Source organism: Cupriavidus sp. TMH.W2, from assembly GCF_050847365.1.
In the GTDB taxonomy this organism is placed as follows: domain Bacteria; phylum Pseudomonadota; class Gammaproteobacteria; order Burkholderiales; family Burkholderiaceae; genus Cupriavidus.
Window position 1 is genome coordinate 993,312 of record NZ_CP193793.1, and the last position, 23,607, is coordinate 1,016,918.

Sequence of the window (23,607 nt, forward strand, 5' to 3'; positions counted from 1 at the left end):
GATGACTCCGGAATAAGAGGGATCGATAGCTCAGGCGAAGTGCCGTTCCTGGAAAAAACCGAGCTTCCGGTGCAGGGGCTCGTCGTCGATACGCAGCAGGCAGGACGGGCCGCCGTGCACGTCGGCACGGTGTGAGATTTCGGCAAAGGCGGGCGCCGTAAAGGTGTCGCCGGCACTCCAGGCAAAGGACTGGCCGTCGATGGTGGATTCACCATTGCCTTCAATGACGTGGAACACGGCGGCCGGCGAGCGCGGAACCGGGGTGCGTGCGCGGCCGGCGGGCAGCAGCGTGGCGGTGAAACCAATCACCGGCAGGCAGCTTTGGCCGGTCTCCGGGTTGACATAGGAAAGCTCGACTGCAGCGCCGTCCGCGGCATGCCGGGCAAGCTCCAGCAGGCCGGCACGCGTGCGCTGCCACGGAAAGCGCAACATCGGGTAGGGATGGGCGCGCTGCATGGCAGGCGGAATTGCCAGCCCGTCAGCCAGCAGACGGCTTTGCAGCGTGGCCAGCGTGTCCTCGGCATTGCAGCCGGGCGTGCCGGCCTGCGCATAGGACGCTTCCACAGCGGTGAACACTGGCAGGTCGAGCACGTCGAGCCATGTCACCGGGCCAGTGCCCTGGTGCCCATGGTCGTGCCATTGGCCCGACGGCGTCAGGATGACATCGCCGCGCTCCATGTCGCAGCGCTGGCCATTGACCACCGTGAAGCCGCCATTGCCTTCGATGACCACGCGTGCGGCGCTGGGCGAATGCCGGTGCGTGGGTGCCGTTTCACCGGGCAGGATCAGCTGAATGCCCGCATAGACGCCGCCGGTGGCCTGCATCGCGGCGGGGCCGCGGCCGGGGTCGCTCAGCACCAGCACGCGGCGCTCGGCCTTCTCGACCGGCACCTGCTCTCCGGCCTGCAGCAGCAGGGGCCGGATATCCCGGTAGCGCCACAGGTTGGCAACGGTCAGGCCGGCGGGGCGGCCGTGCGGCAAGGCGCCGGACAGGTGCTCCCATAGCGGGGTCAGGCCAGTGGCGGCCAGCTTTTTACGGTAGTCGGCAGACAACGCTGCGGCGGGGTGATGCATGTCACGTCCTCGGGTAGTTCGTCACCGATATGATAGTCACAATAGTGATTATCAGTACTGGGGTTAACCTGAGGTACCATGCGGCATCGCCTGCAACGCCCTGGTATGGAAATGGAAGACAACAGCCTTGAAGTGATCCTGTACGACAAGCCCGGACACCTGATCCGCCGGCTCCAGCAGATCGCGACCACCGTCTTCCTGGAGGAAACGGCCGGCTTCGACACCACGCCGGTGCAGTATGGTGCGCTCGCGGCCGTGCGTGCTCACCCGGGCATCGACCAGCTCAGGGTGGCGCAGGCGATCGGCTTCGACCGCAACACGATTTCAGGGGTGGTGGAGCGGCTGGAGGCCAAGGGCCTGGTCTCGCGCGAGACCGGCACCGACCGGCGCACCAAGCTGCTGTATCTGACGGAAGCGGGGAAGGCGCTGCTGCAGCAGATGTACCCGGGCACCGAGCGCGCCCAGGACCGCATGCTGACCGGCCTGACCAAGGCGGAGAAGGCGGCGTTCGTGAAGATGCTCAAGCGTGTTGTCGACGCCAACAACGAAGTGAGCCGGGTGCCGGTGTCGGCGCCGCCGCGGCGCGGATAGATCCCTGTGAAGGAAAAGGGCCCGGCATTGCCAGGCCCGGTAGCGCCTTATCGTCGCCCGTGCTGAAAGTACGGGCGACTTTCTTTTGCGTTCAGCTACCCCGATACGTCCCGAAGCTCCAGGGCGAACACAGCAACGGCACATGGTAATGCTGCGCCGCGTCCGCAATGGTGAAGCGCACGGGCACGATGTCGGCGAAGACATCGGGGGTGCGGAAGTAGTCCGCCACCCAGAAGCGCAATTCGAACTCGCCCGAACGCGCCTGCGCCGGCGGCAGCATCGGCGCGTCGGTGCGGCCGTCGCTGTTGGTGCGGGCGCGCGCGATCAGCCGGGGCGGCTGGGTGCCGACGTCGAACAGTTCCACCTGCATGCCGGCCACGGGGCGGCCCAGGGATACGTCGAGCACATGTGTGCTGATGCCTGCCATGATGCGTTTGTCTCCGGGTTGGGCCGTGGCGTCAGCTGCCGCGGTAGTAGTTGTAGCTCCACGGCCCGAACAGCACGGGCAGGTGGATGCGCTGGCTGGCGTCGGTGACACGCAGGCGCAGCGGGATCTTCGACAGGAAGGATGGCTGCGGCAGGCAGGCCTTGCGCGCGGCAAAGTACTCGTCCGCATGCAGGATCAGTTCGTAGGTGCCGGTGCGGTAGCTGTCGCCGATCAGCAGCGGCGGTTCGCTGCGGCCGTTGGCGGCCAATGTGATGGTCTGCAGTGGCGTGCGCTGGCCATTGTCGATGCGGAACATGTCCACGCGCATGCCGGCCGCGGGCGTGCCGTGGTAGGTGTCCAGCGCGTGCAGCGTCAGGCGCGGGCTCAGGCCGCCTTGCTGTACTGGCGCGGCGGTCTGGTTGGGGGCTGCGGCGTCGGGCGTGGCGCCCCAGCTGGCGCCGGCCAGCAGCGCGCCGCCGCCCAGCGACATCGATTGCAGCGCGAAGCGCCGGCGGGCGGGATCGAAAGACTGGTCGTCCATGTCAGGCTCCTTGCCTGGCTTGCTTGCCGCCCAGTTGGCGGATGCCGACCAGCACCAGCACCGCGGCCAGCACTTCGATCACCGCCACCAGGTACAGCCCGGAGGTGAGCTTGCCGGTAGTGTTCTTGATCAGCCCCATCACATAGGGCGCGCCAAAGCCGGCCAGGTTGGCGACCGAGTTGATCAGGGCCACGCCCACTGCGGCGGCGCTGCCCGCCAGGTAGCGGTTGGGCAGCTGCCAGAACACGGGGATGGCGCTCATGGTGCCGACCAGGGCGGCGGTCATGGCCAGCAGCGCGATCACCGGCGACAGCACCTGCGCGCCCAGCAGCACGGCCAGCAGGGCCATGGCACCGCCGCCGACCAGCGCCGCGCCGCTGAAGTGCCAGCGCACTTCGTCGCGGCGGTCGGAATGCGCGCCGTTGAGGATCATGCCGGCGGCGCCGCACAGGTAGGCCACGGCCGCGATCCAGCCCACCGCCATCGGGGTGGTGAAGCCCACGTCCTTGATGATGGTCGGGATCCAGAAGGTCAGTGTCGAATTGGCGCACAGCAGGCAGAAGAAGATCGCGATCAGCAGCCACACCTTGGGGTTGGTGAAGAGCGTGCGCCAGTCGTCGCCGCGCTCGCCCAGGGCGGCGTTGTCGCGCTTGAGGGCCTCCTGCACCACGCGCTTCTCGGCATCGGAAAGCCAGCGTGCCTGCTCGGGCTTGTCGGTCATGTAGAACCAGGCAAAGACGCCGGCCAGCACCGACGGGATGCCTTCCACGATGAACAGCCACTGCCAGCCGTGCATGCCGTTGACGCCGGCCATGCGGGTCATGATCCAGCCGGCCAGCGGGCCGCCCAGCACGCCGGCGATGGCCGACGCGGACATGAAGGTGCCGAAGGCACGCGCGCGGCGCTGCGACGGGTACCAGTAGGTCAGGTACAGGATCACGCCAGGGTAGAAGCCGGCTTCGAACGCCCCCAGCAGGAAGCGCAGGATGTAGAACTGCGTGGGCGTGGTGACATAGGTCTGCAGCAGGCAGATCACGCCCCAGCAGATGGTGATGCGCATGATCGTCTTCTTGGCACCGATCTTCTGCAGCAGCATGTTCGACGGCACTTCGAAGAAGAAGTAGCCGAGGAAGAAGATGCCGGCGCCCAGCCCGTACACGGCCTCGCTGAAGCCCAGCGAATCCAGCATCTGCAGCTTGGCGAAGCCGATGTTCACGCGGTCCAGCCAGGCCAGCACCCACAGTACCCCCAGGAAGGGCAGCAGGCGCCAGCTAACCTTGCGGTAGACGCTGTCCTGGGCGTCGTCGGCGATGCCGGCAAATACCGGGACGCCTTGCTTCGTGATCGACATGATGTCTCCTGTCTTGTGGTGTTCTGCCAGGTCTTGCCTGGCGGCGGTGCATGCCGACCGCCGGGTTGGAAGCAAGTATATGAATGGCTCGCCAATGCGAAACGAGGGGGCTGGTATAGGGCCCATAGCAGCGCCGATATGGGCCGCAATCCCTTGTCTGATGCGGGTTTGCGGGTGGCGCGGGCGGGCCTCCGCGGACCTATGGATTACCCTAGCCAGGCCGTTTCCCGGCGGGGCGGCACGCGGGACGGGTGCGCTTGTCCGCGTTCCACCGGTTGCCGTGCGGTGCGCGACACGCTACAAAGTCGCCATTGCCTGGCACGCCACCGCCGCCCGGAGCGGCGGCGGCCGCACCCGCCAGGCCTTCCAGATTCCAGCCACGGACCCAACATGATTCGCGCCGACGACCCGTTCGATACCTACCTGCTGCGCGTGCTGTGCATCCTGATCGCCGAGCAGAGCGTGTCGCGCACGGCGATCCGACTGAACCAGTCGCAGCCGGCCATCAGCGCCGCGCTCAAGCGCCTGCGCGCGATCTTCAACGACCCGCTGCTCACCCGCGAGAAAAACGTGATGGTGCCGACCGAGCGCGCGCTGCAGCTCGCGCGCAATGCCCAGGCCGCGCTCAGCGCGCTGGACAACCTGCTGGTCTCGGACGACCGCTTCGATCCCGCCACCACCGAGCAGAGCTTTGTGGTGGCAATGCCGGACTACCTGGCGCCGCCGTTCTTTGCGCACGTTGTGCGCGCCATGCGGCGCGCGGCGCCCCACGCGCGGCTGTCGGCGCTGCCGCTGGGGGCCACCTTCGACTATGAGCAGGCGCTGTCGGCGGGTTCGGTCGATATCGTGATCGGGAACTGGCCCAACCCGCCCGAGCACCTGCACCTGTCGGTGCTGCTGGAAGACGAGGTGGTGTGCGTGGTGGCGCAGGACAGCGTGCATGCGCAGCCCGGCAAGTTCACCGCCCAGGCCTATCTGGGCGCGTCGCATATCGTGCCCACGCCGTATTCGCGCGACCAGCGCGGTCTGGTCGATGCCGGCCTGAGCACCATGCGCGTGCACCGGGACAACCGCGTCAGCTGTCCCTACTTCAACCTGGCGCCCAGCCTGATTCCCGGCACCGACCTGATCCTGACCACGGCACGCCACTTCGCCAACTACCATGCGCAGCATGTGCCGCTTGCCGTGCTGGAGCCGCCAATCGAGTTCCCGTTCATGCGCTTCTACCAGCTGTGGCATCCGTCGCGCCACCGCTCGGCCGCGCATGTCTGGCTGCGCGGCATGCTGACTGCCGCGTCGCGGGAGTTGCGCGATTTGCGCGATATGCGTCGCTAGCGGTATCGGTTTCTGTTATGCGATCTATAGGGCGCGGGCTCTCGCCGCTGCGGCGAGCCGTTCCTATACTCGGCCCCGTATCCAACGATTCCCAGTGCGCGGGATCCCTACGGGAGCAGCATCCATGTCTCAACCACTCGACCTGGCGTCGGTCAATGCCCTGGACGAAGCGGCTTTTGCCGATGCCTTCGGCAGCGTATTCGAACACTTTCCGCAGGCCGCCGAAGGCGCCTGGGCGCAGCGGCCGTTCGCGTCGGCAACGGCGCTGCACGGCGCCATGATGGACGTGGTGCGCAAGCTCGACGAGCCGCGCCAGCGCGATTTCCTGAACCTGCACCCGCAGCTGTCGGCACGCAATATCCGCGCGGGCACGATGACGGCCGACTCCAACGCCGAGCAGAAGAGCGCCGGCCTGGATGCGATGTCGGCGCAGCAGGAAGCCGCCCTGGACCAGCTCAACGCGGACTACCAGGCGCGCCATGGCTTCCCGTTCATCATCTGCGTGCGCCATTACACCCGCGAAGGCATCTTCGCCGCGTTCGAGCGCCGCATCGGCCGCAGCACGCAGCAGGAACTGGACGAAGCGCTGGCACAGATCGCGGCGATCACGCGGGGACGGCTGGAGGCGCGGCTGGCCGGTTGAGTCCGGCGCTTATCCAAAGGCTTCAAGGCCCAGCGCCAGCATCCCCACCAGGATAAGGCTGAGGGCCCAGACCGCTTCCAGGTTGAACCAGCTCCGCGAGACGAACTTCAACCCCAGGTAGCGGTAGACCAGCCACGCCATGCCGCCGCCCACGGTGAACATCGCCAGCGTGTGGATGATGGCGACGACCAGCGCCATGCCCAGGTTGGCGCTGGCGAGCGTGGCGGCTGCCTGGTGTCCTGGCTCCGTCCTGACACGGCAGAGTCCGAGGTAGACCGGCACCAGCATCAGTCCCGCGCCATGCGCAATTGCCACCGCGAACGACCATAGCGCGAGCCGCGATGGCGCGATGCGCACCAGTGCCCGCGGGTGGCCCCGCCTGAGCAGCAGCACGATGCCACAGCCGATCAGCAGCACGCTGGCGCCGATGCGGATCTGCGCCTGCCACGCGACCAGGGCGGACAGCATGCCGAAGGGCAGCGTCACCGCCAGTATCGCCAGCGCATGACCGAAAGCCAGATACCCCAGCGCGGCAACGAGGGCGCGGCTGCTTTGCGCCAGCAACCCGTTCGACACCGCCAGCGGCCACCCCATGGCCGGGCTGATGCCGTGATAGAGGCCGCTGGCCAGCACGGCCGACCAGAGGCCGATCTGCTCCCAGGCGTGACCGGTCAAGCCTTGACCGACGGATAGCAAAACGAATCGGTCGAGCAGTCGCCGCCTTCCAGCCGGATCTGGTGGGCGCGGTAGCCTTGCGGAAACTCGACCCAGTAGTCGTCGGCCAGCGTCAGCCCGCCGTCCGGTCCGGCATGCGCCATGACCTGGGTGCCGGGGATGCCGCCGGGGTAGAACTGGTTGTCCCAGCTGGAGTAGAGCGAGTTGGTCCAGTAGACGCGCTTGCCGTCGCGGCTGATCTCGACCATCTGCGGGCCGCCGGTGAAAGGTTTGCCGTTGGGATGCGGCGTGCGGCGGACGATGCCGCCGATATGGACCGAGCCGGCGAGCTTCAGGTTGCGCGGATCGCTTACGTCGTACTGCCGCATCTCGCCGGTGCCCCAGCAAGACACGTAGAGAAACTTGTCGTCGAGGGACAAATCGATATCGGTCACCAGCGGCGGCACGGCGCCGAAGCCCTGCAGCAGCGGCGGCAGCAGGCTTGCGTCGGCGGGTTCGGGCGGGATGGTTGCGGTCTTCTCGGCGTGGAACTTGCCGCCCTCGCGCCACCAGGTCCAGATCGAACCTTCCAGGTTGGTGGTATCGACCACCACGCCGACAAAGCCGTATTCGCGGATCGGGTCATGCGCCGGCCGGACTTCCAGCGCCATCTGGTGGTTGGCACCCAGGTCGATGGTCTGCACGTTGCGGCGCGCGCGCAAATCCCAGAAATGCAGCTTGTGGCCGTAGCGGTTGCCCAGCAGGTCCTCGGGCACCAGCCCGTTCTCGAACTGCGGGGGCAGGGCCCATTCGCTGGACACCATGTAGTCGCGCGGCAGGTTCCACCAGAAGTCGTAGTGCTTCTCCTGCTCGCCGCGGTCGATCTCCCAGCGGCCCAGCACGTCGAAGGTCTCGCAGTCCATGATGAAGATGCCGGGCGTGCCGCCGGTGCCATCCGGGCCGCTGCCGCCGAGCGTGCTGACATAGATGCCTTCCGGACCGCAATGCACGGTATGGGGCCGGGAGTAGCCGGTCTTGCGGAAGATCTCGTCCGGCTCGATGATCTTGTGGATGCGTGCCTGCGTCGGATGCGGCTTGGTGTCGACGATATACAGGCGCGACGACCGCATGCCCGGGATGATCAGGTAGCGCCGTTCGAGGAAGGCATGGCCGGTCAGCGGCGACAGCGACGACGAGCACGCATTCCAGCCGAAGTGATGCAGCTCGTCGCCCTTGTTGGTCATCGGCACGGTATGCACGACCTGGCTGTAGGTCGGCGAGCCGGGCTTGGCGTCGATGACCGCGAGCGCGTCCGGCTGCGAGGCGTCGGGGCTGAGCAGCACCGTATAGGCAAAGGATTCCGCCGGTGCGCCGATCGCAAGTTCCGGCGAGGCGTGAAACGTCGGATCTGGCCGCATATTCATGGTGAGCCCTCCTTGTTTTGCTGGACGTCGCGACATCGCCGGCGCATCACTTGGCCGTAGCGCATGGCCGAGGTGCAGGGGAAGCCTACTTAGCCTAGGTCGTTCTCAAACCTGAGTCAAAGCCGCAAGCACTCCGGCAGGGCGGGGATTCATGCGCGCAAAAGGTCCGGTTTGCGAAATACAGATTTACGAAAAGCAGTAGATCGCGCAGAAATGATGCCTCCGGTTCGCACACATGCGATGCCGGCATGCGGGCAATGACGAGTGAAATGGAAACCAGGCAATGGAAGCGGTGAAACCTGAAGGCGTGGGCGAGGAATTCTGCCTGGACAATCCGGCACTGGAAAGCATCGGCGTCAGGATCACCCAGTGGCGCGACGACTATGTAGAGCTTGAACTGCCGCTCGCGCCCAATATGCTCAACCGCAGCCGGGTGGTGCATGGCGGCACGATCTGCACCTTGCTCGACGCCGCCACCGGCTACTCCGGCCTTTACTCGGCGCCGGGCGAGGCCCCGCGCCACGCGGTCACGCTGTCGCTGACCTCGAACTTCCTGAGCAACGGCACGGGGAAGCTGCTGACGGCGAAAGGCATGGTCGACCGCCGCGGGCGTTCGATCTTCTTTTCGCGTGCAGAGGTGTGGCTGGACGGGGAACTGCTGGTGGCAACGGGTGTTGCCACGATGAAGTACCTGAAGTAGACGGCGCGTCTCAGGCGCCGTCCTGGCGCCAGCGCGTCGGCGACTTGCCGAACTGTGCCGCGAACCAGCGCGAGAATGCGCTGGATTCCGAAAACCCCAGCAGCGTGGCCACCTGGGTGAGCGGCCGCTGCGGATCCTGCAGGTAGCGTTGCGCAAGCTCGCGGCGCACTTCATTGACCAGCGCCGAGAAGGTTTCGCCATCCTGTTCCAGCTGGCGCTGCAGCGTGCGCGGACTGATGCCCAGGCTCTGCGCGACCTGTTCCACCGCGCCGCGGCCGCGCGGCAACAGCTGGTGCAGGCTGCGCCGGACGTCGGCCGCAATCGAAGGCTTGCCGGCGCCCGGCTGCAGGTCCAGGAATCCCCTGGCGTACCCGGCCAGGCTGGCATCGGCCATGGGGTTGACGCGATCCAGGTCGCCGCTGGCCAGCACCAGCCCGTCGAATTCCGACCCGAACTCGATATGTTGCCCGAACAGGCGCCGGTGGATCTGCAGGTCGGCCGGCGCCGCATGGGCGAAGTGCACGCTGTGCGGCTTCCAGGACGCGCCCAGTATGGCGCGGATCAGGCTGTACAAGGCGGCAACGGTCAGTTCCATGGCCTGCCTGCCGGGCTGGTGCCGGCCTGTCTGCAACGTCACATGCAGCACCGCGATATCGGGATACTCGGTGACCAGGATCGAGACGGAGTCGCTGAGCCAGTGGCGGTAGCGCTCGATCTCCGCCAGCGCGTGGCGCAGCGTGGGCTGGTGCTGCAGCAGCAGGCTGACCGGGCCGAAGTCGGACAGGCGCCAAGATTCCCCCACCATCAGGCCAAGCGAATGACAGGCCGTCACCCGCGCCGATGCCTCCAGCACGTCGGCCAGGCGCGCTTCCGGGATGCGCAGTTCCGGAGTGTACAGGCAGGCCTGGTCCAGGCCTGCCTGGGCCACCATGCGCGCCGGATCCAGGCCCGCGCCCCGGGCAATCGCCAGGTATTTGGTCAGGGAAGCGCTGCGAACAAGGACGGTCATAAGGCTGCCGCGAGAGTGGGGGCGTTGGTCGGGGGCGTCATCAAATGTCAAATCCTGGCGCGATGGGTCAAGGGCGCTGCGCCATGGCGGTCTGACAATCGTTCCCGTCGCGCCAATGATAGCGGCGCGGGCAGGACACGACAATCAGGAGACAGCCTTGGCAAAAGTCATTCGCATGTACGAAACCGGAGGGCCCGAAGTCCTCCGCTATGAGGACGCCGAGGTAGGCGACCCGGGCCCGGGCGAGGTACGGATCCGCCACGTCGCCGTGGGGCTGAATTATGCCGACACCTACTTCCGCAACGGGACCTACCCGGTGCCACTGCCCAACGGCATGGGCGTGGAGGCAGCCGGCGTAGTGCAGGCGGTCGGGCCCGGCGTGACCCATGTCGCGGAGGGCGATCGCGTCACATATACCGGCTTTATCAATACGCTGGGCGCCTACAGCACGGAGCGCCTGGTGCCCGCCGCACCGCTGATCCGCCTGCCGGACGCAATCAGCTTCGAGACCGCCGCGGCGATGACCATGCGCGGCCTGACCTGCGCCTACCTGATGCGCCGCATCTATCCGTTCCAGGCGGGCGAGGCCATCCTGCTGCACGCGGCTGCCGGCGGCGTGGGGCTGATCGTCTCGCAATGGGCCAGGCTGCTCGGCCTGACCGTGATCGGCACCGTCTCGACCGAGGCCAAGGCAGAGCTGGCGCGTGCCCATGGCTGCGACCACATCATCAACTACAGCCATGAAGACGTGGCCAAGCGGGTGCGCGAGCTGACCGACGGCGCGGGCGTGTCCGTGGTCTTCGACAGCGTGGGCAAGAGCACCTTCATGGCGTCGCTGGATTCGCTGAAGCGGCGCGGGCTGATGGTCTGCGTGGGCACGGCCTCCGGCACCATCCCGCCGTTTGATCCGCAGTTGCTGGCGCGGAAGGGTTCGGTCTACCTGACCCGTCCGGCCCTGGCCGACTACATTGCGGACCCCGCCGAAAAGGCCGAACTGGCCGCAGAGGTCTTCGGCCACGTTGCCGCGGGCCGACTCCGCATCGAAATCAACCAGCGCTATGCGCTGCAGGATGCCGTCCAGGCCCACCGGGACCTGGAGTCACGCAAGACCACCGGGTCTTCGATCTTTGTGCTGTAAAGGAGCGTCAATATGCGAGTCCAACCTCTTACCTGCACCATCGGCGCCGAAGTCCGGGGTGTCAGCCTGGCCGATGCCGCGCGCGACGAAGCGCTGTTTGCCGAGATCAAGTCCCTGCTGCTCACGCACAAGGTGCTGTTCCTGCGCGACCAGGAGATCTCGCGCGCCGACCACGTGGCGTTCGCGCGCCGCTTCGGCGAACTGGAAGACCATCCCGTGGCCGGCAGTGATCCCGACCATCCCGGCCTGGTCCAGATCTATCGCAGCGACAAGCGCGAGAACTACGAGAACAGCTACCACACCGACGGCAGCTGGCGCGAATGCCCGCCCATGGGCTGCGTGCTGCGTTGCATCGAGTCCCCGCCGGTCGGTGGCGACACCATCTGGGTGAACATGGCGGCCGCCTACGAGCACCTGCCCGAGGAAATCAAGCAGCGTATCGCCGGCCTGCGCGCCAAGCACGGCATCGAGCATTCGTTCGGCGCGGCAATGAGCCCGGAAAACCGCGCGAAGCTGGCCGCCCAGTACCCCGCGGTCGAGCACCCGGTGGTGCGCACGCATCCGGAAACCGGCGAGAAGGTGCTCTACGTCTGCGGCTTCTCCACGCACTTTGTCAACTTCCACACCCCTGAGAACGTGCGCTACGGGCAGGACAAGACCCCGGGCGCCAGCCACCTGCTGAACTACCTGATCAGCCAGGCGGCGATCCCCGAATATCAGGTGCGCTTTCGCTGGGAGCCCAACAGCGTGGCCATCTGGGACAACCGCTGCACCCAGCACTACGCAGTGCAGGACTACTGGCCGGCCCCGCGCAAGATGGAGCGCGCAGCCATCATCGGCGACAAGCCGTTCTGAGGCGCGCCAGCCGCCCCCCAGGCCGGGCCTTGCCACGTGCCTTAACAAATGGAGACATGCCGTGAACTACCTCGATGGGTCCTTGTTCCCTGAAAACCAGCAGCCGCTGATCATTACCGCGGCACCTTACGCACCGGGCTGGCTGCCCTCCGATTTCCCGGAGGACATCCCCGTGACGATGGAAGACCAGATCCAGAAGGCCGTGGACTGCTACAACGCCGGCGCGACCGTGCTGCACCTGCATGTGCGCGAACTCGACGGCAAGGGCTCGAAGCGCCTGTCCAAGTTCAACGAGCTGATCGCCGGGGTGCGCAAGGCCGTGCCGGAGATGATCATCCAGGTGGGCGGATCGATCAGCTTTGCGCCGGAAAACGAAGGCGATGCCGCCAAGTGGCTGTCCGACGACACGCGCCACATGCTTGCCGAGCTTGACCCCGTTCCGGACCAGGTGACCGTCACGGTGAACACCTCGCAGATGAACGTCACGGAGCATGCGGAGCTCGCGGATTTCAAGGGCACCTCGCGCGAGAACCCCGCGATTTTCAACGCGTACAAGGAAATGACGGTTCCCGCCCAGCCTGGCTGGGTCGAAGAGCACATCCGCCGCCTTTCCGCCGCCGGCATCCAGAGTGCATTCCAGTGCTACAACATCAACAGCTTCGAATCCGTGGAGCGGCTGATCCGGCGAGGCGTCTACAAGGGCCCGCTGGTCATGAACTGGGTGGCAATCAGCGGCGGCATGGATGCGCCCAGCGTCTTCAACCTTTCCAACATCGTTCGTGCCGTCCCGGATGGCGCGGTGCTGACCGTCGAAAGCTCGGTGCGCAACGTGTTGCCTGTCAACATGATGGGGATCGCCCTGGGCCTGCATGTGCGCTGCGGGACCGAGGACTGCCTCTGGAACCAGTCGCGCACGGCCAAGATGAGCACCGTGAAGCAGATTGAGCAGCTGGTGCGCATCGCGGGCGAGTTCGGCCGCAAGGTGGCAACGGCCCAGGAAGCGCGCGACATCCAGAAGATCGGCGTGTTCTACGACACGGTCGAAGAGACGCTGGAGGCCAACGGGTTCGCGCCGAACCGCAATGGCGGCAATCAAGGCTTCCTGCGCAAGGCGGCCTGAGCCGGACCGGCTGGCACTGACGATCAGCCAGCAGAAGGGCAAGGGCGGCAAGCCAACGGCTCACGACGAAGCCGGCTGCTGCCCTGATCAACCCTCGCACACTCGGAGACAAATATGAATCAAGCAGAACCGTCGGCGCGCCGCAGGGCGTCGCTGTCATGCATGTTCGGCCTTGCACTGTCGGTTGCGCTGCCGGCAGCGTTCCCATTGGCCGCCCATGCCCAGGCGTGGCCGACCAAGGTGGTCAGGATCGTGGTTGGCGGCCCCGCCGGCGGCACCGCCGATATCCTCGGGCGCCTGCTGGCCGAGGGGCTGACGCAGTCGCTGGGCAAGCCGGTGATCGTCGAGCAGAAGCCGGGCGGCGCCGGTGCGATCGCGGTCAGCGCGCTGCTTTCCGCACCCCACGACGGGCATACGCTGCTGTTGATCCAGGGTGGCATCGTCTCCGAAACGCCGCTGGCGCAGAAGGTTTCGTTCGATCCCTTCAAGGACCTGAAACCCATCGCCCAGGTGGCCCGCACCGGCCTGGTGCTGGTGGGCAACCCGAAGCTGCCGGCCAAGAACCTTACCGAGCTGCTTGCCTACATCAAGAGCAAGCCCGGGCAGATTGACTATGCCTCGTATGCCACCGGCATGCGCGGGCAGACCATCGGCGTCCAGTTCAACCGCCTCGCGGGCGTGAACATGACCCATGTCGGCTACAAGGGCTCGCCGCCCGCGCTGCAGGACGTGATGGGCGGCCACGTGCCGCTGATGTTCGACAGCCTGGCCACGTCGCTGCCGCTGATCAAGACCGGCAAGCTCAAGGCCTATGCCGTGGCTTACCCGAAGCGCATTGCCGCGCTGCCGGATGTGCCCACCTTTGCCGAAGTCGGCTACCCGGCGATGACGGAGCCTGGCTGGATGGGCGTGTGGCTGCCGCCGGACGTGCCGGCGGCGGTGCAGGAGAAGATCCGCAATGCCACCCTGGCCATCGTGCAGCAGCCTGGCTACCGCGAGCACATGACGACCATGGGCATGGACACCGGGCAGCCGCTCAGCAGCGAGGCGCTGTCCAAGGATGCGCGCGCCGCCTATGAGCGCCAGGCGGAACTGCTGCGGTCGATTCATTTCGTGCCGGAATAGCCGGAACGGGGAGGGCAGTATACTCCGGTACTTTCACCGCTTTTACCAAGCCTGCCGAACCATGAGCGCACTCCCTCCCTGCCCGCAATGTCACTCCGAGTTCACCTATGAAGACGGGGGGCTCTATATCTGCCCGGAATGCGCGCATGAATGGTCGGCGCAGGCCACTGCACCGGCAGAGGCAGAGGCGAGGGTCCATCGCGATGCAGCCGGCAATGTGCTGCAGGACGGCGACACCGTCACCGTCATCAAGGACCTGAAGCTGAAAGGCTCGGCCGGCGTGGTCAAGATGGGTACCAAGGTGAAGAATATCCGCCTGGTCGACAGTGATCACGATATCGATTGCAAGATCGATGGCTTCGGCGCCATGAGCCTGAAGTCGGAGTTTGTCAGGAAGGTGTGACTTGGCCTTCCACATCGACATGTCGCGCAGGATGCAGTCCGGCAGCGTATAGGCCGCTACGCCCATGGGCCGGCCTGCCTTCACCAGCAGGCGCACCTTGGCGGCCTCGAACAGCGGGTGGGTGATCGGCAAGGTCACCAGTTCGCGAGCCTGAAATTCACGATAAGCCGCGCCCCCACGATCAGCGTGATGCCCGGCCTGCCCGGAACATTGGTTCAGTGATGCCAGGCAGCCTTTCGCTTTCCTGCACGCTTCGCACTACCGACCTGGCCGTGTCCCGCGCTTTAGCGCTCCGTGAAGCTGCGCCCGAACCCCCTCAGGCAGTGCGCCTGAGCACCAATTGGGTGGTAGCTCGCAAATGTTCGGCTAAGAGCGTACTGGCGCGGTGCGCGTCCCGCGCCAGCGCGGCATCGACGATTTGCTGATGCTCGGCGCGCACGTCGCGTGTCGCGTCGGCGCGCTTGCCCTTGCCCTTGCTTGGTCGGGGGGAGTTTGCGACCGACAGGTTGCGGTAGCGAGCGGTCTGGTCGCGCAGCAGTTCGGCCAGTGCCACCAGCCATTTGGAGTCGCACCCGCCGATGAGCGCCGAATGGAAAGCCATGTGCGCGCGTTCCCACTCGGCGTCAACGCCGGCAGCCCCCTCGGCCAGCATCGGCAGGCGGCTCAGGCGATGGTGTGCCCCGGCGAGCTTCTCCTCCCAATCCAGGTCGCCATGCTCGATCGAACGCCGCAGCGCCTCGCATTCGATATGAATGCGCGCTTCGGTGATGTCGGCCAGTTCCTCGGCGGAGACCTCGGCCACACGGAAACCGCGCTGGTCCTCGGCGATGACGAAGCCGCTTGTGGCTAGTCGCGAAAGTGCCTCCCGCATGGGGATGGCACCAGCGCTGTAACGGTCACACAGTTCTCTGATTTGCAGCTTGGAGCCGGGCGGCAATGTGCCGTTGATGATGTCCAGACGGATGCTGGCGGCCAGAGTCGAGGCCATGGTCCGGGAGGTCGTGGAGTTGGTTTGCATGCTGGGATCCATCTGACTATATGCAAATGTAGCGCAACCTCTGCATCTCCGCCATCTATATAGGGAAACCGAGAATATATATTTTATATGGATCGCATATTATCCAGCCATCGATCACCTGCCTGCACGCTCCGTGCGGCCGCTTTCTGAAAGGGCTACCCAATGAAACTCGCTACCTTCCTGCTTGACGGCCAGCGCCGCGTCGGTGCCCTGACCGAGCGCGGCCTGACCGTGCTTGACACCGCCGCAGGCGCTGATCTCGGGGATCTGCTGCGCCGCGGTGCAGACCTGACCGTGCTGCAGACGATGCTGGCGCGCAGCACGCACCTCGTGGATCCGGCCGCGGTCACGTTCCTGCCGCCGGTGGCCGAGCCGCCGAAGATCATCTGCGTTGGCCTGAACTACGCCGATCACACCAAGGAGAGCCCGTATGAGCAGCCCGAGTACCCGACGCTGTTCCTGCGCGTGGCTACCAGCCTCACGGCGCACGACGCGGCGGTCGAACGTCCGCTGGTCAGCGACTCGCTGGACTTTGAAGGCGAAATGGTGGTCGTGCTCGGCAAGGGCGGCCGTCGCATTCCAAAGGAAAAGGCGCTGGAGTGCGTCTTCGGCTACGCAGTGGGCAATGAGATCTCGGTGCGCGAGTACCAGTTCAAGTCGCCGCAGTGGACAGTAGGCAAGAACTTCGATGGCACCGGTGCCTGGGGGCCTTACGTGGTCACTGCCGATGAGCTTCCCGCGGGCGGCAAGGGCCTGAAGATCGAGACGCGCCTGAACGGCCAGACCGTGCAGTCGTCCAACACCGACGACATGATCTATGACGTCGCCACGGTCATCGCCACCGTCAGCGAGGCCATCACGCTGCAGGCTGGCGACATCATCTTCTCGGGTACGCCCGCCGGCGTCGGCTTTGGCCGCACGCCCAAGCTCTACATGCACGACGGCGACAAGGTGGAGGTCGAGATCGAGCGCATCGGCCTGCTGCGCAACGCGATCCGCGACGAGACGCGCGCCTGAGCCCACGCCGCCCAGTGCAACCCTGTCGAACCAAAGGAGATAACCCGTGCGCAAGATCGAAGTTCCTGTGTTTATCGCCGGTGCTGGCCCTACCGGCCTGACATCGACCTGCCTGCTGGCCACGCAAGGCATCGAGACGCTGACCATCACCCGCTATCCAGGCACGGCCAATTCCCCGCGCGCCCACATCACCAACCAGCGCACGATGGAGGTCTTCCGCGACCTCGGGATCGAGCCGCGCGTGATGCAGGCTGCCACGCCCAGCGAGCTGATGAGCAACAACGTCTGGGCGACCAGCTTTGCCGGCACCGAGATCGCCCGGCTGCAGACCTGGGGCACCTTGCCCGAGCGGAAAGCCGACTACGAGCTGGCCAGCCCCTCGGGCATGTGCAATATCCCGCAGCACCTGATGGAGCCCATCCTGCTCGACGTGGCGCGCGAGCGTGGCGGCAAGTTCCTGTTCAACACCGAACTGATTTCGATGAAGCAGGACGCCGAGCACGTCTACTCGCTCTGCCGTGACCGCATCACCGGCGAGGAGTTCGAGGTGGTGTCGCAGTACGCGATCGGCGCGGACGGCGACAACAGCGTCGTGGTCAAAGAAATCGGATTTCCCACCGAAGGCCAGATGGGCCTGGGCGCTGCGGTCAACGTATGGGTGGAAGCAGATCTCGCGAAGTACGCTGCGCATCGTCCGGGCGTGTTGTACTGGATGACCCAGCCCGGCAATAACTACTGGGTGGGCAGCGGCACCTGGATCAGCGTGCGGCCATGGAACGAGTGGGTGCTGCTGTTCATGTACGACCCGTCGCAGGGCGAACCCGACCTCAGCGAAGCGGCGCTGACCGAACGCGCCCGCGCCACCATCGGCGACCCGGAGATTCCGCTCAGGATCAAGGCCGTGTCAAAGTGGACCATCAACCAGGTGGTGGCCAAGAACATGAATAAAGGCCGCGTGCTGATTGCCGGCAACGCCGCCCACCGCCACCCGCCCGCCAACGGCCTGGGCACCAACACCTGCGTGCAGGACACCTTCAACCTGGCCTGGAAGCTTGCGCTGGTGCTCAAGGGCCAGGCCGGGCCGGCACTGCTCGACACCTATACCCACGAGCGCCAGCCGGTTGCAGAGCAAGTGGTCAACCGCGCGATGAAATCCGTGCGCAACATGCTGCCGATCTCGGAGGCGCTTGGCTTCGCGCCGGGGCAGGACGAGGCCGCCGGGTGGGCCAACGTCCATGAGTTGTTCAGCGACACGCCGCACGGCCGCGAGCGTCGTCAGATACTGCGCGACGCGGTCGAGCTGCAGAACTACCAGTTCAACTGCCATGGCGTCGAGCTTGGGCAGATGTACACCTCAGCCGCCATCGTTCAGGACGGCACGTTGAGGCCCACGCCCACACGTGACCCTGAGCTTTACCACCAGCCGACCACGCATCCGGGCGCCAGCCTTCCGCATGCGTGGCTGCAGCGCGGCCAGGAGCGCTTGTCCACGCTCGACCTCGTCGGTCGAGGCCGGTTCACGTTGCTCACTGGGGTGGGTGGTGCGGCGTGGCGCGAGGCGGCGGCGCAGGTGTCGGCAGAACTTGGCATGCCGATCGACGTGGTCTCCATCGGCGGCCCCGACTGCGATGCGCACGACGTCTACGGCCGCTGGCACAAGCGGTCGGAGATTTCCGATGCCGGTTGCCTGCTGGTGCGTCCGGATCGCCACGTGGCCTGGCGCCAGGTCGACGCAAGCCAGATGGATCGCCTCGGCGACGTGCTGCGCGGCATCCTGGCGCTGCCCGCCGGCGCCTGAAGCCTGTTGCCAATCAAGGAGACAACGATGTCCTGGAATCAAGCCGGCGAATCCCGCTACGGCGTTCATTCGGTCGATCATTTCGCGCTTGAGGTGCCGTCACTGAACGACGCCCGGCGTTTTTTTGAAAACTTTGGTCTCGATGTCGGCAGCGCTGGCCACGGGATCGAACTGAGGACCTTCGGCAATGCGCATGTATGGGGTCGGGTGGACGAAGGCGCGCGCAAGTGCCTGGCGTACCTGAGCTTCAATTGCTGGGCCGACGAATACGAGGACCTGGTCGCACAGATTCAGGCCCACGGCGCACGGCCGGCGCCGGCCGGCAGCCGCGCTGATGGCAACGGTTATTGGTTCCTCGACCCGGACGGGAACCTGCTCCAGGTCAAAGTCGGGCAGAAGACCACGCCCACCGCCCCCAGTCCGCAGTCCGGGACGGCGCGGCGCGCCGGCCAGCGCGCTGTGCGCAGCCGCAGCGAAGGCTCGCGCGTACGGCCGCGTCGCCTGTCGCACATTTTGATGTTCAGCGCCGATATCAATCGCTCGATCGCCTTCTATCGCGATGCGCTGGGCCTGCGGCTGTCGGACCGCTCGCGCGACGCGGTAGCCTTTATGCATGCTCGGCATGGCTCGGATCATCACCTGGTGGCCTTCGCCGCGAGTTCGGCCCGGGGCTGGCATCACAGCGCGTGGGATGTCGACGGTGTCGACGAGGTCGGCAAGGGCGCCGAGCAGATGCGCAAGGCTGGCTATGCCGAGGGCTGGGGCCTGGGCCGGCACGTGCTTGGCTCCAACTACTTTTACTACGTGCGTGACCCCTGGGGGTCGTTTGCCGAGTATTCGGCCGACATTGACTTCGTGCCCACCGGCACGCCCTGGCCGGCGGGCGACTACCCGATCGAAGATTCGCTGTATCTGTGGGGGCCGGAACTACCGGACTACTTCATCCACAACAGCGAGGCCTGAAATCCCCCTTGCCCGTTGCCGATGCAGCCGTCAGGCTGCAGGGCGCCGCTCATCCCGAATGTTCAGGAGTCGTCCCATGCTCAAGTCCGTTTCCCGCCGCCGCGCCCTCGGCCAGCCATTCTTGCTCAATGGCGAGCAACGTGTCGGGGTTCTCGACGCCCATACCGTGTCCTCTTTGCCCAGCACGCTGGCCACCGACGTTGGCCAGTTGATCCAGAAGCTGGCTGGCGGCCAGACATTGGCAGCGGGGCTGGTCTGGCCGGCTGGCGATTATCCACCCGAAGACTTGCTCTACCTCTGGGGCTCGGAATTGCCTCGATATTTCATCGAAAATACTGAGGTCTGATCGACCACGATGCAGAAAATAGTAGGGGGAAAAGTTGCTATTTTCCGAGCAATTGGATCTTAGTAGGTATGCCGCTAAGCAATCGCTGTAACCAGCGCCGACCTGCAAGGTATCGATGTTATAGCCGTGGCGGTCACCGATCCTGCGCATCTTGACCGGACCGTTGCGTAAAGAGATTTTGGGGCGCACTCGCATGGTTGCTCTCCCGGCACAGTGGCCGGACTCAGCCAAGGTATCCAAGGACTAGACCCGCTGTGGAGTTGGAGATCAGTTCAGTAGTGAATTGAGGGTGCCAGGCGCGGCGCCATGCCGGATTGCCGCGCACGGCGCAAAGACAAAACCAAACAAGACGGCGGAGCGCGTGCGTGCATCCGCTGCCAACCAAAGGCCAGGAGACGCCACGTCAATCGATTTCACATACTCGGCACGAGTGCCGATACCCGGGGGGACCTAGTGTTCGCTTAGGCGCCGCGGCAACGATTCGGGTCTGCGGCTGGCGCGAGCGCGCATTTACCAGTTCAAGCAAAGAAGTGCAGTGCAACCCTGCAGGGCGGCGTGCGCCCACGGCAGGTGTGTGCGCACGCGAGGGCAAGTCGCGGGGGCATTGCCAGCGCGTCCTGCATGCCGTGTGCACAAGCAGCGGTTGGGTGACCTTTTCAGAAAGTGGACATGAGTCATGAAACGTATCAAACGCATCATTCTGTCGGGCTTGCCGCTCGCCATCATTGGGGGCCTTCTCTATGCCGGCCTGTTCGTCAAGCCCAGGCCGGTCGGCAAGGCGGTCGAGCAGCCGCTTGTCGAACGAGGTGACGCCTTCTACGGCATCGCCGTCCTGCCCGGTGGCCAGATGTGGGCGGTGGGCACCAACGGCAAGATCCTGCACAGCGACGATGCCGGGCAGAAATGGAGCAGGCAGGGCACGGCCAGCCACGAGACCTTGCAGGATGTCGCCGCCTGGGATGGGCGCCGGGCCGTTGCAGTCGGCAATGAAGGCGTGGTCCTGACCACGGACGACGCCGGGCATACCTGGGCGCCGGCACAAGCCCCGAAGTCGGCGATCAGCAACAAGCTGATGCGGGTGCAAGTGAGCCAGGACGGCGGCGCCTGGGCGGTCGGCAGTGGCGGGGCGTTGCTGCGTTCCCGTGACTATGGCAAGACCTGGCAATCTGCGGCGCAGGGCGAGGACACCGCGTGGAATGGCATTGCCTTTGACGGGCAACTTGGATGCCTGGTGGGCGAGTTCGGCCAGATCCGCATTTCCAGCGACGGCGGCGAGCGCTGGACCAGCGTCGCCAGCCCGGTCAAGCAAAGCCTGATGTCGGTCAGGTTCCGGGGCGCCAGCGACGCCGTAGCCGTCGGCCTGGGCGGCACGGTACTGGTCAGCCATGACGGCGGCACCAGTTGGAAACAGGCCGCCAGGGCGACACAGGAGGACCTCTTCGATGTTGCCTGGGATGGCAGGCAATGGATCGCGGTGGGCGACAAGGGGATCGTCCTGGTGGCCGGCGACGATGCCGGCAACTGGCGGCAGACCCGCTTCGCCCCGCAGGACCGTGGCTGGTACACCAGGGTGCAGCCACGAGGCGGCAAGTACTACGTCGCCGGATCGCGCCTTGCCATGGAAGAGATGGCCGCCTTGTAACGCCGGTCAACAGGAATCTGGAGGAGAACATGAATACGATGGAACAGGGCAGGCTCGAACGCTTCGTCGAGGCCTGCATACGCCGGCGGGCTTACGTGACCGGCATCTTCCTTCTGGTGACGGCAGCGATGCTGGTAGCCGCCCTGAGGGTGGAGGTCAGAACCGTCTTCGAAGACCTGCTGCCGGGCAGCCACCCCTATATCCAGGTCCATGAGAAGTACAAGCAGGCGTTCGGCGGCTCGAACGTGGTCAGCATCGTGCTTGAGTCCGAGAAAGGGGACATCTTCAACACCGCCTTCCTCACCAAGATCAAGACGGTCACGTCCGCGTTGCAGCAGGTCGACGGCGCGAATCAGTTCCAGATTGTTTCGCTGGCATCGCGCAAGCTCAAGGAGATCCGCGGTTCGACCGAGGCCATCGATTCAAGGCCGCTGATGTGGCCCGATGTCCCGCACGACCAGGCGGGGCTGGATGCCCTCAAGCAGGCGGTCCTGAACAATCCGCTGGCCTATGGCGTCTATGTTTCGAAAGACCTCAAGGCTGCCCTGGTCACGGTGGATTTCTATGAGAACGCAGCCGACTACAACAAGATTTTCCCGCAGGTGATGGCCATCGCCGATGCGGCGCGCGGCGACGGCGTGCGGGTGCGCGTGACCGGCGAGCCCATCCTCTACGGCTGGGTCAACCACTTCCTGCCGGAGACCCTGCACATCTTCCTGTTCACGATCGGCTGCCTGGTCCTGCTGCTGTTCATCATTGCCCGTACCTGGCGCGGCACGCTGCTGCCTCTGCTGGCGGGACTGAGCAGCGCCATCTGGGCGCTGGGCGCGGCACGCCTGCTGGGCTTCAATCTGGATCCGCTGGTGATCGTGATCGCCTTCCTGATCACGGCCAGGGCCATCTCGCATTCCGTGCAGCTGGTGTCGCGCTTCGATGAAGAAATTGCCGCAGGCGCGCAGACCACCCACGCGGCGGCCAGGGCAAGCATGCTGCAACTGTTCAAGCCGGGCATGCTGGGCGTGATCGCCGACGCGGGCTGCATGGTGGTCGTGGTGCTGACGCCGATTCCTCTGATGCACAAGGTCTCCATCATCGGCACGGTGTGGGTGCTGACGATCGCGCTGAGCGCCTGCGTGATGACGCCGGTCCTGCTTTCCTGGGTGCGCTACCCGCGCGGACATGCCCATCGCCTCGACCTCGGGCCCCTGCTCGATCGCATCCTGCGTGTCTGCGTGCGCAGCGCCACCACGCGCTGGCGCTATGGCGTGCTTGCCGGCGCGGTTGCCGTGTTTGGTGTCTCCGCCTGGTATGCCACCCGCATTCAGGTAGGGGACGCGCAACCCGGCTCGCCCATTCTCTGGCAAGACTCTGCATACAACCGCGATGCGGCGGCGATCAACCGGCAGTTCCAGGGCGCCGACCGGCTGTACGCGGTGTTCTCTGGCCACAAGCCCAATGCGGTGAAGGAACCCAATGTGCTCGCGAGCATGATTGGGCTGCAGCGCTACATGGCAGCCCAGCCGGAGATCGGCGGCAGCCTCTCGATCGCCGACGTCATCCCGATGGTCCGGCGCGTCCTGAACGAGAACAATCCGCGCTACCAGGAACTGGGCAGCACGGCACAGGAGAACGGCGAGCTGATGTATATGTTCGTCTCGGGCTCCGATCCGGGCGACATGGCGCGCTTCACCGATGTCCAGGCGCAAGACGCCTCGGTGACGTTCAACTTCCGCGACCACCAGGGCGAAAGCATCCGCACCGCCATGGCGCGGCTCAAGGCCTACGTCGATGCCCACCCGCTCGCCGAAGGCACATACCGCCTGGCGGGCGGCCTGGTTGGCGTGCTGGCGGCGGTCAACGAGGTCATTCTTGCCGGGCAGATCGAGAGCATCGCGCTCGCCTTGCTGGTGCTGGTGATCTGCTGCGCGGTCGCCTACCGCTCGATGACGGCCGGCATCTTCTTCATGGTGCCGGTGATCCTCTCCAACACCATCACCTTCAGCTACATGGCGTGGAAGGGCATCGGCATGAACCTGAGCACGCTGCCGGTGGCGGCGCTGGGCATCGGCCTCGGGGTGGACTACGCCTTCTACATCGTTGACGGCATCAAGGAAAAGCTCGGCGAGGGCAAGGACCTGCCCGCGGCCACCGTTGCGTCGTTGTACGGCGCCGGTCGCGGCGTGGTGGTGACCGCGCTCACGCTGACTGCCAGCGTGGTGCTCTGGTGCGCGTCCTCGCTGCGCTTCCAGGCGGATATGGGCGTGCTGATGGCGATCTGGCTGTTCGTATCGGCACTGAGCGCTCTGTTCATCATGCCGGCCATGGTGCTGGTATTCCGGCCCGCATTCATCGTCAAGACGGAGGAGAGCCAGGCGTCGCAGCACCCCGGCGTAGCCATGGGCACGGCGCACGAAGTCTAGAACCCGTTCTTGC

At 65.7% G+C, this 23,607-nt stretch carries 23 protein-coding genes and 1 pseudogene; 15 read left to right on the top strand and 9 right to left on the bottom strand.

Annotation, left to right across the window (positions count from 1 at the left end; all coding sequences use genetic code 11):
- Positions 1-30: 30 nt before the first annotated feature.
- Positions 31-1,074: a cupin domain-containing protein gene (locus ACREYQ_RS22140; protein WP_432262303.1), complete on the bottom strand. Its 1,044-nt coding sequence runs from the start codon at positions 1,072-1,074 to the stop codon at positions 31-33.
- Between the two features lie 111 nt (positions 1,075-1,185).
- On the opposite strand from ACREYQ_RS22140, the gene ACREYQ_RS22145 reads away from it, so the two are divergent.
- Positions 1,186-1,665 (top strand): MarR family winged helix-turn-helix transcriptional regulator, encoded by a 480-nt coding sequence (locus ACREYQ_RS22145; RefSeq protein WP_432262304.1) that lies wholly within the window; start codon positions 1,186-1,188, stop codon positions 1,663-1,665.
- A gap of 91 nt (positions 1,666-1,756) precedes the next feature.
- On the opposite strand, the gene uraH is transcribed toward ACREYQ_RS22145, so the two are convergent.
- Genes uraH through ACREYQ_RS22160 form a run of 3 tightly spaced genes read right to left on the bottom strand, consistent with a single transcriptional unit; the run spans position 1,757 to position 3,984 of the window.
- Entirely contained in the window at positions 1,757-2,092 is a 336-nt protein-coding gene (gene uraH, locus ACREYQ_RS22150; protein ID WP_432262305.1) for a hydroxyisourate hydrolase, read from the bottom strand.
- A 31-nt stretch (positions 2,093-2,123) separates the two neighbouring features.
- On the bottom strand, positions 2,124-2,633 hold the full coding sequence (locus tag ACREYQ_RS22155; RefSeq protein WP_432262306.1) for a hydroxyisourate hydrolase: 510 nt from the start codon (positions 2,631-2,633) through the stop codon (positions 2,124-2,126).
- A gap of 1 nt (position 2,634) precedes the next feature.
- Positions 2,635-3,984, bottom strand: a complete 1,350-nt coding sequence (locus tag ACREYQ_RS22160; protein ID WP_432262307.1) for an MFS transporter — start codon at positions 3,982-3,984, stop codon at positions 2,635-2,637.
- 390 nt (positions 3,985-4,374) lie between these two features.
- On the opposite strand from ACREYQ_RS22160, the gene ACREYQ_RS22165 reads away from it, so the two are divergent.
- Both ACREYQ_RS22165 and uraD read left to right on the top strand, forming a co-directional pair.
- Entirely contained in the window at positions 4,375-5,319 is a 945-nt protein-coding gene (locus ACREYQ_RS22165) for a LysR family transcriptional regulator (RefSeq protein WP_432262308.1), read from the top strand.
- Positions 5,320-5,443: 124 nt separating this feature from the next.
- Positions 5,444-5,962, top strand: coding sequence for a 2-oxo-4-hydroxy-4-carboxy-5-ureidoimidazoline decarboxylase (gene uraD / locus ACREYQ_RS22170; protein ID WP_432262309.1), 519 nt, complete (start codon positions 5,444-5,446; stop codon positions 5,960-5,962).
- Positions 5,963-5,971: 9 nt separating this feature from the next.
- On the opposite strand, the gene ACREYQ_RS22175 is transcribed toward uraD, so the two are convergent.
- On the bottom strand, positions 5,972-6,637 hold the full coding sequence (locus ACREYQ_RS22175) for a hypothetical protein (RefSeq protein ID WP_432262310.1): 666 nt from the start codon (positions 6,635-6,637) through the stop codon (positions 5,972-5,974).
- Positions 6,634-8,040, bottom strand: coding sequence for a selenium-binding protein SBP56-related protein (locus ACREYQ_RS22180; protein WP_432262311.1), 1,407 nt, complete (start codon positions 8,038-8,040; stop codon positions 6,634-6,636). The genes ACREYQ_RS22175 and ACREYQ_RS22180 overlap by 4 nt, the downstream gene beginning before the upstream one ends.
- A gap of 283 nt (positions 8,041-8,323) precedes the next feature.
- On the opposite strand from ACREYQ_RS22180, the gene ACREYQ_RS22185 reads away from it, so the two are divergent.
- Positions 8,324-8,740: a PaaI family thioesterase gene (locus tag ACREYQ_RS22185; protein WP_432262312.1), complete on the top strand. Its 417-nt coding sequence runs from the start codon at positions 8,324-8,326 to the stop codon at positions 8,738-8,740.
- A gap of 10 nt (positions 8,741-8,750) precedes the next feature.
- Here ACREYQ_RS22185 and ACREYQ_RS22190 read toward each other — a convergent pair whose 3' ends face one another.
- Positions 8,751-9,749, bottom strand: coding sequence for an AraC family transcriptional regulator (locus tag ACREYQ_RS22190; RefSeq protein WP_432262313.1), 999 nt, complete (start codon positions 9,747-9,749; stop codon positions 8,751-8,753).
- A 157-nt stretch (positions 9,750-9,906) separates the two neighbouring features.
- Here ACREYQ_RS22190 and ACREYQ_RS22195 point away from each other — a divergent pair, with 157 nt between their 5' ends.
- The 5 genes from ACREYQ_RS22195 to ACREYQ_RS22215 all read left to right on the top strand — a co-directional run bounded on the left by ACREYQ_RS22195 (position 9,907) and on the right by ACREYQ_RS22215 (position 14,390).
- Positions 9,907-10,887 (top strand): quinone oxidoreductase family protein, encoded by a 981-nt coding sequence (locus ACREYQ_RS22195; RefSeq protein WP_432262314.1) that lies wholly within the window; start codon positions 9,907-9,909, stop codon positions 10,885-10,887.
- A gap of 12 nt (positions 10,888-10,899) precedes the next feature.
- Positions 10,900-11,742, top strand: a complete 843-nt coding sequence (locus tag ACREYQ_RS22200; RefSeq protein WP_432262315.1) for a TauD/TfdA dioxygenase family protein — start codon at positions 10,900-10,902, stop codon at positions 11,740-11,742.
- A gap of 61 nt (positions 11,743-11,803) precedes the next feature.
- Complete coding sequence (locus ACREYQ_RS22205; RefSeq protein ID WP_432262316.1) at positions 11,804-12,862, top strand: 3-keto-5-aminohexanoate cleavage protein; 1,059 nt, start codon at positions 11,804-11,806, stop codon at positions 12,860-12,862.
- Between the two features lie 114 nt (positions 12,863-12,976).
- Positions 12,977-13,987 carry a Bug family tripartite tricarboxylate transporter substrate binding protein gene (locus tag ACREYQ_RS22210; protein ID WP_432262317.1) on the top strand — a complete coding sequence of 337 codons (1,011 nt, stop codon included), beginning with the start codon at positions 12,977-12,979 and terminating at the stop codon, positions 13,985-13,987.
- 61 nt (positions 13,988-14,048) lie between these two features.
- Entirely contained in the window at positions 14,049-14,390 is a 342-nt protein-coding gene (locus ACREYQ_RS22215) for a zinc ribbon domain-containing protein YjdM (RefSeq protein WP_432262318.1), read from the top strand.
- A 9-nt stretch (positions 14,391-14,399) separates the two neighbouring features.
- Here ACREYQ_RS22215 and ACREYQ_RS22220 read toward each other — a convergent pair.
- Together ACREYQ_RS22220 and ACREYQ_RS22225 are read right to left on the bottom strand one after the other, a co-directional pair.
- Positions 14,400-14,561 (bottom strand): annotated as a pseudogene (locus ACREYQ_RS22220) (LysR family transcriptional regulator); the annotation flags it as partial.
- Positions 14,562-14,706: 145 nt separating this feature from the next.
- A complete protein-coding gene (locus ACREYQ_RS22225) occupies positions 14,707-15,408 on the bottom strand; it encodes a GntR family transcriptional regulator (RefSeq protein ID WP_432262319.1) in 702 nt (233 codons plus the stop codon).
- A gap of 162 nt (positions 15,409-15,570) precedes the next feature.
- Between ACREYQ_RS22225 and ACREYQ_RS22230 the strand changes: the two genes are divergently transcribed.
- The 6 genes from ACREYQ_RS22230 to ACREYQ_RS22255 all read left to right on the top strand — a co-directional run bounded on the left by ACREYQ_RS22230 (position 15,571) and on the right by ACREYQ_RS22255 (position 23,594).
- Entirely contained in the window at positions 15,571-16,425 is an 855-nt protein-coding gene (locus ACREYQ_RS22230) for a fumarylacetoacetate hydrolase family protein (protein ID WP_432262320.1), read from the top strand.
- Positions 16,426-16,471: 46 nt separating this feature from the next.
- Positions 16,472-18,223, top strand: coding sequence for an FAD-dependent monooxygenase (locus tag ACREYQ_RS22235; protein WP_432262321.1), 1,752 nt, complete (start codon positions 16,472-16,474; stop codon positions 18,221-18,223).
- A gap of 27 nt (positions 18,224-18,250) precedes the next feature.
- Positions 18,251-19,186 carry a VOC family protein gene (locus tag ACREYQ_RS22240; protein WP_432262623.1) on the top strand — a complete coding sequence of 312 codons (936 nt, stop codon included), beginning with the start codon at positions 18,251-18,253 and terminating at the stop codon, positions 19,184-19,186.
- A 76-nt stretch (positions 19,187-19,262) separates the two neighbouring features.
- Complete coding sequence (locus ACREYQ_RS22245) at positions 19,263-19,532, top strand: hypothetical protein (RefSeq protein WP_432262322.1); 270 nt, start codon at positions 19,263-19,265, stop codon at positions 19,530-19,532.
- Positions 19,533-20,208: 676 nt separating this feature from the next.
- A complete protein-coding gene (locus tag ACREYQ_RS22250) occupies positions 20,209-21,174 on the top strand; it encodes a WD40/YVTN/BNR-like repeat-containing protein (protein ID WP_432262323.1) in 966 nt (321 codons plus the stop codon).
- Between the two features lie 29 nt (positions 21,175-21,203).
- Positions 21,204-23,594: an efflux RND transporter permease subunit gene (locus ACREYQ_RS22255; RefSeq protein ID WP_432262324.1), complete on the top strand. Its 2,391-nt coding sequence runs from the start codon at positions 21,204-21,206 to the stop codon at positions 23,592-23,594.
- The last annotated feature ends 13 nt before the right edge of the window (positions 23,595-23,607 follow it).

What these genes read in the sequence shown, in the direction of transcription:
- ACREYQ_RS22250 (WP_432262323.1), top strand. Translation starts at nt 20,209, where the DNA reads ATGAAACGTATCAAACGCATCATTCTGTCGGGCTTGCCGCTCGCCATC.
- ACREYQ_RS22180 (WP_432262311.1), bottom strand. Translation starts at nt 8,040, where the DNA reads ATGAATATGCGGCCAGATCCGACGTTTCACGCCTCGCCGGAACTTGCG.
- ACREYQ_RS22160 (WP_432262307.1), bottom strand. Translation starts at nt 3,984, where the DNA reads ATGTCGATCACGAAGCAAGGCGTCCCGGTATTTGCCGGCATCGCCGAC.
- ACREYQ_RS22155 (WP_432262306.1), bottom strand. Translation starts at nt 2,633, where the DNA reads ATGGACGACCAGTCTTTCGATCCCGCCCGCCGGCGCTTCGCGCTGCAA.
- ACREYQ_RS22230 (WP_432262320.1), top strand. Translation starts at nt 15,571, where the DNA reads ATGAAACTCGCTACCTTCCTGCTTGACGGCCAGCGCCGCGTCGGTGCC.
- ACREYQ_RS22140 (WP_432262303.1), bottom strand. Translation starts at nt 1,074, where the DNA reads ATGCATCACCCCGCCGCAGCGTTGTCTGCCGACTACCGTAAAAAGCTG.
- ACREYQ_RS22145 (WP_432262304.1), top strand. Translation starts at nt 1,186, where the DNA reads ATGGAAGACAACAGCCTTGAAGTGATCCTGTACGACAAGCCCGGACAC.
- ACREYQ_RS22165 (WP_432262308.1), top strand. Translation starts at nt 4,375, where the DNA reads ATGATTCGCGCCGACGACCCGTTCGATACCTACCTGCTGCGCGTGCTG.
- ACREYQ_RS22225 (WP_432262319.1), bottom strand. Translation starts at nt 15,408, where the DNA reads ATGCAAACCAACTCCACGACCTCCCGGACCATGGCCTCGACTCTGGCC.
- ACREYQ_RS22185 (WP_432262312.1), top strand. Translation starts at nt 8,324, where the DNA reads ATGGAAGCGGTGAAACCTGAAGGCGTGGGCGAGGAATTCTGCCTGGAC.
- ACREYQ_RS22190 (WP_432262313.1), bottom strand. Translation starts at nt 9,749, where the DNA reads ATGACCGTCCTTGTTCGCAGCGCTTCCCTGACCAAATACCTGGCGATT.
- ACREYQ_RS22210 (WP_432262317.1), top strand. Translation starts at nt 12,977, where the DNA reads ATGAATCAAGCAGAACCGTCGGCGCGCCGCAGGGCGTCGCTGTCATGC.
- ACREYQ_RS22255 (WP_432262324.1), top strand. Translation starts at nt 21,204, where the DNA reads ATGAATACGATGGAACAGGGCAGGCTCGAACGCTTCGTCGAGGCCTGC.
- ACREYQ_RS22240 (WP_432262623.1), top strand. Translation starts at nt 18,251, where the DNA reads ATGTCCTGGAATCAAGCCGGCGAATCCCGCTACGGCGTTCATTCGGTC.
- uraD (WP_432262309.1), top strand. Translation starts at nt 5,444, where the DNA reads ATGTCTCAACCACTCGACCTGGCGTCGGTCAATGCCCTGGACGAAGCG.
- uraH (WP_432262305.1), bottom strand. Translation starts at nt 2,092, where the DNA reads ATGGCAGGCATCAGCACACATGTGCTCGACGTATCCCTGGGCCGCCCC.
- ACREYQ_RS22245 (WP_432262322.1), top strand. Translation starts at nt 19,263, where the DNA reads ATGCTCAAGTCCGTTTCCCGCCGCCGCGCCCTCGGCCAGCCATTCTTG.
- ACREYQ_RS22215 (WP_432262318.1), top strand. Translation starts at nt 14,049, where the DNA reads ATGAGCGCACTCCCTCCCTGCCCGCAATGTCACTCCGAGTTCACCTAT.
- ACREYQ_RS22200 (WP_432262315.1), top strand. Translation starts at nt 10,900, where the DNA reads ATGCGAGTCCAACCTCTTACCTGCACCATCGGCGCCGAAGTCCGGGGT.